This is a genomic window from Mesotoga sp. UBA5825 (genome assembly GCF_002432955.1).
Lineage (GTDB): Bacteria > Thermotogota > Thermotogae > Petrotogales > Kosmotogaceae > Mesotoga.
Genome location: NZ_DJHG01000101.1, coordinates 1 through 8,111, shown reverse-complemented (window position 1 = coordinate 8,111; position 8,111 = coordinate 1). Strand labels below are relative to the sequence as shown.

Annotated in this window: 8 protein-coding genes; all 8 read right to left on the bottom strand. The window is 45.7% G+C overall.

Translation table 11 applies throughout. The features are described 5' to 3' along the window. Positions 1–176, bottom strand: a 176-nt coding sequence (locus tag B3N33_RS10400; RefSeq protein ID WP_292593270.1) for a class II fructose-bisphosphate aldolase, incomplete at its 3' end; no start/stop codon positions are given. A gap of 1 nt (position 177) precedes the next feature. Beyond that, positions 178–1,635, bottom strand: a complete 1,458-nt coding sequence (locus tag B3N33_RS10395; protein ID WP_292590407.1) for an FGGY-family carbohydrate kinase — start codon at positions 1,633–1,635, stop codon at positions 178–180. Then, positions 1,632–2,588 carry a 1-phosphofructokinase family hexose kinase gene (locus B3N33_RS10390; RefSeq protein ID WP_214061569.1) on the bottom strand — a complete coding sequence of 319 codons (957 nt, stop codon included), beginning with the start codon at positions 2,586–2,588 and terminating at the stop codon, positions 1,632–1,634. The genes B3N33_RS10395 and B3N33_RS10390 overlap by 4 nt, the downstream gene beginning before the upstream one ends. Continuing rightward, positions 2,572–3,540 carry a sugar-binding transcriptional regulator gene (locus B3N33_RS10385; RefSeq protein ID WP_214079476.1) on the bottom strand — a complete coding sequence of 323 codons (969 nt, stop codon included), beginning with the start codon at positions 3,538–3,540 and terminating at the stop codon, positions 2,572–2,574. Before B3N33_RS10385 ends, B3N33_RS10390 begins: the two co-directional genes overlap by 17 nt. 3 nt (positions 3,541–3,543) lie before the next feature. After that, positions 3,544–4,380, bottom strand: a complete 837-nt coding sequence (locus B3N33_RS10380) for a carbohydrate ABC transporter permease (RefSeq protein WP_214061455.1) — start codon at positions 4,378–4,380, stop codon at positions 3,544–3,546. Then, on the bottom strand, positions 4,377–5,243 hold the full coding sequence (locus B3N33_RS10375; protein ID WP_292590404.1) for a carbohydrate ABC transporter permease: 867 nt from the start codon (positions 5,241–5,243) through the stop codon (positions 4,377–4,379). The genes B3N33_RS10380 and B3N33_RS10375 overlap by 4 nt, the downstream gene beginning before the upstream one ends. A gap of 67 nt (positions 5,244–5,310) precedes the next feature. Next, on the bottom strand, positions 5,311–6,552 hold the full coding sequence (locus tag B3N33_RS10370; RefSeq protein WP_214061453.1) for an ABC transporter substrate-binding protein: 1,242 nt from the start codon (positions 6,550–6,552) through the stop codon (positions 5,311–5,313). 641 nt (positions 6,553–7,193) lie between these two features. Next, positions 7,194–8,111: MFS transporter (locus B3N33_RS10365; protein WP_292590402.1), on the bottom strand; the 918-nt coding region annotated here is incomplete at its 5' end.

Genomic DNA, 8,111 nt, shown 5'->3' with positions numbered 1-8,111 from the left:
GGTCCCCAGTGTTTCATACAAGTTCCAGCGGCCATAAGTATAACGGGCGATCGGGCTTCCTGTGCGGCTTCTACAATCGCAACGAGGTCTTCGTAGAGATGAAAGTTAAAACCAGGTACTGCATATTTCTTCTCTTGCGCATCTTTAAGAACATCTGTAAGTGATACTAACGGCATATTATCCCTCCTGAATGTCTATCCTTTTGCTTATTTCTATTGCCAGATACTCTTTCATGTTTTTCTCATAAATCTCTTTCAGCGGTTCGGCTAACTGCTTGTCTGGATGAATATCTTGCGGTTTGAGAAGGTTTACGCATTTCTCAATAACCTCATCGGCTCCAACACCATGAGCCGCGGCGAAAGCTCCACCCAGGGCGGTCAATTCGCTTGTAGGCAGAACCCAAACCTCTTTTCCGAGCAGTGAGGCCTTGTATTTCATAAGCAGGTTATTGAGACTTCCTCCTCCTCCGCTGATGATTGGCAGCTCTTTTTTCGTAATCTTTTCGATACTATCCACGATTCGCTTGCTGATCGAGGAAAGGTATATGTAAGCTGATTGCATCAGCTGCTCTTTGTTCAAAGAAATAGGCATTTCAAGGAGTGTTATTCCCTGTAATCCTTCCCCTACAACGAGATCGCCATTCACAAGGAAGAGCGGTCTTGAATTCAGCTGGCCAAGTTTTTCAATTTCCCTGTTCAGTCTCTCGTACCCTTCTTTCGTAGCATCAGTTTGGGTCAGATCCATTAGAGATTGAAGCAGCTTCCCGTAGTATCTAACGTTGCTTTCGATGTAGTACTGATGATCCTCGTATGCTATTCCTACCGTTCCGCCCGGCATAAATGGACCGGCGAAGTCCAGCGATTCGGCGGTACCGGAAACAACGGCGGCAATTACGGAGGCCGAACCCATTGAATCAAAGAGAAATTCCTTTCCATGCGCAAATGCCTGTGCAGCGTAGAGTCCTGTGATATGATCGTGACCTGCACTTACCAGGGGAACTCCGGATTTAGTTTTCCCAACTGGTTCTCCAGTATATGCGAGGTCGCCCATCGTTTCTTCGCTTTCTCCGATGTGGTTGATTAATGGCGAGTTCCATTTGCGAGAGTGTATGTTGACCATGAAGGATCTGCACGCCTGGCTCATATCCCAGACAGGCTCGCCTCCCAGTGAGTAAGCAAGATACGAAGAAACCGGCAGCCAGTTCTCTACTCCTCCTAGCCTGAAGACTTCCTTCTGAAGAAGTATTTTGTAGAGCGAGAAAGTGTAACTATTCTCCACCCCTGTAATTCTGTAAGGAGCCAGATTGTCAACCGATTCTCTGTGACTTTCCCAGAGGCTGTAAGTCGATCTGTCGTACCACATCACGGGTTTTGCCAGGGCCTCTCTCTGCCTAACCGGGATAACCGTCTCTCCAAAGCTGGAAAAGGCTATGGCCGCCAGAGAATGAAGCTTCTCAACCTTTCCAATTACGCTTTCGACGTATGACCTGGTGATTTCTAGATCTAGAAACTCGACGCCGTTCTCTCTATTCTTCGGAGTCGTCCAATGTAGCACTTCCAGGATCCTTCCATCTTCTCCAAGAACCAAACTCTTGATGTTCGTCGTTCCAATGTCTATCCCGAGGAAGACATTCATAGCACCACTTCCGTAACAATTACGTCGCCGATTACCTTTTCTACATCAGAGTATTCGAAAATCGCGGCTCCATAGTGCATGGTATTTGCGGCGCCACAAGCGGCAGCCATCTTCAGCGCCTCTCTGTTCGACATTTTCGCTTCTTGACCATATATAAGTCCGGCGAAGAAAGAGTCGCCCGATCCAACTGAGAAGTCAGAAAATACCTTCATCGATCTCGCATGAAGCTTTTCGCTTTCCGAGAGCCATATACTGCCCATTTTTCCATTCGTGATTATGAGATTTCTGATAGAATGGTCCTTCCTGAAATCATCCATTGCCTTGTAATCGTCTTTATTGATTCCGAAGGCTACCTTCAGCTCATCGGCGTTGATTTTTAGGAGTTCAGGTGAGGCTGTCACGATCTTAGACAACCAGGAACCAGCAATGTCCACTTTCAGGCTGCAACCGGCCTCTCTGGCAATTCTCACGAGTTGAAGAAGGGAACCGTTCTCGAACCCTCTCGGGGCGCTGCCTGAAATGACGAGGTTCATACCCGGTCTTACGTGGCCCTTGAAGAACTCCATAAAACCCACTATCTCGTTCGGCTTCATAAAAGGTCCAGGTTCGTTTATCATAAGCATTTTGTTTTCGTACTCATAAACCAGGGCAGTGTTAATCCTGTTTGAGTCTTCTATCCAGAAATTCTCGGTCACTATTCCCAGACGGTTACACTCGTTTTCAATTATCGTTCCAACCTGTCCACCAAGTATGTTTATGCAGAAATACTCGCTGTGTCCTAGAACCTTGGACAGTACTCTCGCAATATTGAGTCCCTTACCGTCCACGAGTGTTACTACTTCGTCTCCTCGTACTACGTTCGGGATCTCTGTAGGATTCTTGAGAATAACCCAGTGATCATAACAAGGATTTAGGTTAAGGATACAAGTATCGATGTTATTCTCCTCCTTCATCGTAAACAATGTATTCTTTCACAAACTTAGCCGTGAATTCATCTGTTATAAGGACATCTGCAAAACCGCCTCGAAGCATTCCAACTAGACCGTCTACTTTGTGGTGACCGGCAGCGACAATGACTCTCTCTCCGGCATTAAGGTATTGATCGAAACTCAGATTGATACAGTTGTTCAGGATCTCTTTCTCGAACCTCTTCCCGTTTATATCGTAGTAATGAGTCAGAATGTCGCCTACGACATTGCACCTTTCGAGTTCGTCTGCATAGCTCACGTCTAGCAAGTTCTCCCTGAACATAGGAGATCTGGCTATAGAGTAACCCACGCTGCAGATTATGATATCCAGGGAGTCCCAAAGTCTCTGTATGTTCACGTACTCCAGGGATTGCTTCGTGTTTTCCAGCTGATGGGCATTCTCAAAGATGAAGGGCAGATACATTGGAACCGCCCTTGCCGATAGCCTTGTGGCGAAATTCTGTACTATATGGTTGATGTTAAACCTCTTATCGGCCAGCCTTGCCGTGCCGCCCGATAAAGGAATTAGGTGCCAGTCGGGTCTTTCTAGCTTCTCTATCGATTCGGCAACGGTGAAGATTGTGTTGCCCCAGCCAAGGCCAATATTGAGAGGCTTTTCGGGCAGTGTTTTGAGATACTTGTAGACTTCTCTTGAAAGAGCTTTCAGAATCGTCTTTTCATTTCTGGCGCCTCTGGCAATGAACATCTTCTTCAGACCGTATTTCTCGCTGAAGAAATCCTCGTATTCCTTTCTAACGGATGACTTTACTGAAGGTTGCTCAACTTCAATATGAACGATTCCTCTTTCTTGCGCCATCTTGAGGTATTTGCTAATCTGTACTCTCGAAACGCCGTACTTATTAGCAATATCCTTCTGAAGCATCCGCTTCACATAATAGTCGGTCGCAACTTCGAAAAGCAGTTCATCGCTAATCATCCATTACTCCTTAACAGACCCACTAACCAGTCCAGTAATAAAGAACTTCTGCAGGATCATGAATATTATAAGTGGCGGAATCGTTGCAAGTATCGATCCTGCGAACAGTGGGCCCCATCTAGTCTGGTACTGGCCCACGAAAAGCTGAAGAAACGTTGGAATAGTCTGCTTTGATTTTGTTGTGAGTATTGACATGGAGTACATCAGTTCACTCCAGGAGAACAAGAAGGCGTAGACTCCAACTGCCGCTATTCCCGGGAGAGTTATCGGCAATATGACCTTTCTGAACGCCTGGCCAAAGGTGCAACCGTCGATTTTCGCAGCTTCTTCGAGCGATTTCGGTATCGATAGGAAGAAAGTTCTCATGAACATTATCGAAATTGGAGTCGTAAACGGCAAATATGACAGTATGAGGCCGGTGTATGTGTTCAAAATGCCGAAGTTGTTAAGTGTCTTGAATATCGGCAAGAGAAACACGACAAGCGGAAGCATCTGGAAGACCATCACTCCCGCCAGTAATGGTCTCTTATACCTGAATTCATATCTCGCAAACGCATATGCTGGAAACAGGCCGATCAATATAGAGAAGAACATCGTTCCCGTTCCAACGATAACGCTGTTCTTGAAGTAAGACCAAAAATTCATGTCGGCAATCTTGTCGAAGTGCTCTCTCGTTGGTTCGAAAATGAAGTACTTAATTGGATAGGCATAGATATCCGGATAGGTCTTTATCGCGGTAAGGATTAGCCAGACAAAGGGAAAAGCTATTACCACCGACAGAAATACAAGGAGCGAATAGGTGATGCCCTTCTTGACTTTCTTCTTTGTACTTCTCTTCATCTTGCTTCCTCCTTTGTAATGTTTCTCAGGAAGACAAATGCGATAGCAAATATTGCAATGAACAGGATATTTGAAAGTGCAGCGGCCTTGTTGAATTCAAGGAATCTGAATCCAAGTTTGTATATATAGGTCACAACAGTCTCGGTGCCGTAACCGGGGCCACCTCCTGTCATTATATATATAAGGGGGAAGTAGTTGATCGTCCATATTATTGTCAGCATAAGAGTTGTCATTATTACCGGTTTCAGTTGTGGGATAGTGATTCTCCAGAATCTTTTGAGGGAATTGGCTCCGTCAATCTCGGCCGCCTCGTAAAGATCCGGCGAAATCGTTTGAAGACCTGCCAGGAAGAACATTCCAGAAAGGCAGAACCCCTTCCAGATATTCGCGATGATTACCGACATCATCGCCATGTTCTCAGAGCCCAGCCAGGGTATGTAATCGTTAATTATGTGCAGTTTGACAAGGACATCGTTAAGTACTCCATACATGTCGTTATACATCCATTTCCACATTACTCCTGCCACAATATCCAGTGTGGCCCACGGAAGAATGAGAATGATACTTCTGAAGATAATCTGGCCTCTCGTCGATTCATTTAGAAGCAGGGCAACCAGGAGTCCCAAGAGAAGCTGTCCAAGAACGCTTCCTACTACCCAAACTACCGTGTTAGCCATGGCTCTGCCAACTACAGGATCGGTGAAGACTCTAGAGTAGTTCTGAAGTGTGAACTTACCCTCTTCAGTTGTGAAACTGCTATAGATATTTGAGCCTATAAGGAAGATGAAGAGCAAAACTATGATCAAAAGATAAGGCAGTATCATTTTGAACGCTGTCTTCTCTTCTCTTGTAAGTCTACTCATCTGTTTTCAACCCTTTCATCAGGGATTATTAAAGGGGCGGGCTCTTGCCCGCCCCATGGAAAGTTTATCACTTGCCAAGTATTGCATTGACTTTTGCTTCAGCAGTTTTCATTGCTTCTTCAGGAGTTGCTTTTCCAAGAAGCACATCCTGAATCATGATCTGAATCTGTTCAGAAACCTGAGGATATTCGGGAATCGGAGGTCTTGAGACTGCGTGTGGGAATGTCTCAAAAATGACCTTCCACTTCGGATCCTGAAGTACCGGTGCGTCAAAACACACGTCCTGTCTTGAAGGCATTGGGCCGCCCTTAGCTTCGATCCAAGTCATCCAAGTCTCGTAGCTTGTCAGGTACTTCGCGAGTTCCCATGCATTATCCTTGTTTTTACTTGCGGATGGGATAACCAGTGCCCAACCACCGAGAACACTTGCGGGTGTTGCTCCATAAGGGTGAAGAGAGACGGTGTAGTTTCCAACAATACCGGGATTGGCCGTCTCTATGAGCGGGAAGGACCATGGTCCGCCAACAGCCATTGCAACTCTGTTCTGAGCCATCATGTTTCTGTAGTCGTCTTCGTTATAAGTAACTGCATTGGGGCTGACGCCATAAGTGAGGGCGAGGTCAGTGTAGAACTTGAGAGCCCTGAGACCTTCGGGGGTATTGAACGCAGCTGCGGAGTAATCGTCAGTAAGAAGCTGTCCGCCTGCACCGTAAAGGAATATTATGTATGCAAGTGTTGTGTGCTCGGTTTTTGTTCCGCTTACTCCGTAACCGAAAACTCTCTTACTGGCGTCCGTCAGCTTCATTGCCTGAAAAACAAGTTCTTCCCACGTTTCCGGTGGGTTGTCTCTGTCAAGTCCTGCCTGATCGAACATCGTCTGATTGTAAAGAAGGAGTCTGCAGTCTGTGTACCAGGGAAGACCGTATCTCTCTCCATTGTGTAGAACTGTTGGCCACAGGTTCGGCCAGATTTGCTCAGTTCCGTCCCAGGAATCTAGGAGACTGCCCATTGGTTCCAGCCAGCCCCTTTCCGCGAACGTTGGAACCCATCCGCCCAGATCGGCAAAAGCTAGATCCGGTCCTTGACCACCCTGGAGAGCAGTCAGGAGCTTGTCGTAGTAAATGTCAAAGCCAAAGAGCTGTACTTCAACCTTCATTCCAGTTTCCTTTTCGAACTTTCCTACAATCATATCCCAGGTTTCGTCAAGCTCAGCAACTTGGCCGCCAATCCAGATGTTGATTACCTGGGACACTCCGGTGAACGCTAAGACGACTAGCATCAATAAGACCAATAGCGTAGACTTTCGCATGCAAGAACCTCCCTTTTTTTGAAGTCAGGTACATATGTAACTTACTTATGTAACTATTCAATTCTACAGTCTATAATCTCACAAAACCAATTCGAGTGTGAACGGATCTCGCCTGACTAGAACCAATCTAGATTGAATAGATGCAAGAAACTCATCTCTAGTCAAGATTCTCTTCGGAAATGCAAAAAAGGGACGAAGGCTTTAAGAGCCTCTGAACGCTGGAAAGATCCGCTGTTTGCTAGAGAGAACACGATGAACGCTTATGAAAACCGCGTTGACCTTCAACGGCTTACTGTCCTCCAGGAGACCGGACCGGACCGCATTACGCAAGACGCAAGGCTGTTGTAGATAGCGCCAGATCGAAATGCCTGCAAAGAGAGAGATTTAGGAACAAGATCCTGTGCTTGGAGAGCATCGTATTTACAGACACTCTACGAAAAAGGTGTAGTGCCATATTCAAAGGAAGGAAGCAGAAGAGGAACCTTGAAAAGTATTCTAAGTTATGCACAGATTGCATTCAGCGAGTAATCTTATATGTGCATTTTGGTTTGATGATCTAGGTAAATAAGATGAAAAAATCAAAGAAACTGTTATACATACACTTCTACATAGAGAACTATATCTGGCGTAAGTGTTAAGGATTATCTATGACAATAAATCGGAGGCGGAGAAAAGAAAGCTGGAATGCTTGCTGTCAAGGAGAAAATCGTCATGATCAAAAGAATTTCCGAATAACCCGAAAAATAATCGTAAGCAAACCCAAAGGGTAAGGGTCCCAAAGAGGAACCGATGACCATTGCCGTCATAGCAGTACCCCTGATTGTTCCCTGATACTTCCTGCCGAAATAATTGGGCCATATAACATTGTTACTGACTGATTCAAAAGCCATAAAAACGCCGTGCAAAGCGGCATAAACAAGAAGAATCTGTTGACTCGTTCCCAGGAGAAGAATTAAGAGGTTGACTCCATAAACCAGATAACCGATAGTTTTGATGATGTGAATTTTGAATCTGTCCACCATGAACCCTGCTACAAAAGTCATCGGAAACTGTACCATCGCGATAACACTCAGGATGAGAGCGGCAAAAGTGGGTGTAAAGCCTTTTGTCTGCATGATCGAAACCATGTGAAATGTAACCCCGGTATTGATCATGGCTGGAACGCTCGTACAGTACATCATGAACCAATAAGCTTTCGTCTTCATGGCTTGTCTTAAAATCCATGGATTATCCTGAAAAACGATCCTTTTGGGTTTGTCCTTTTTCTTCTTTTCTTTAGTCTCTTTTGATGGTTTCCCATCAGGTGTTTCGCCCATATCTTCTGGTTTGTCCCTTACTAAAAACCAGCCAACGGGAAGCATAACCAAAAGCAAAGCTAACGACCAAACACGCCATCCGGTCTCTGCTCCAAAACTTTGAATCAGCCAGTTGTTTGCCGGGGGGAAGAAAGCGAAAGACGCAACACCACCAATCCCCATAATGCTCAACGCCTTTCCGCGATGGCGAGAAAACCACTCGGCAACAAGCGTTGAAGGCAGTAGTGTGCCAAGAAGGCGAAG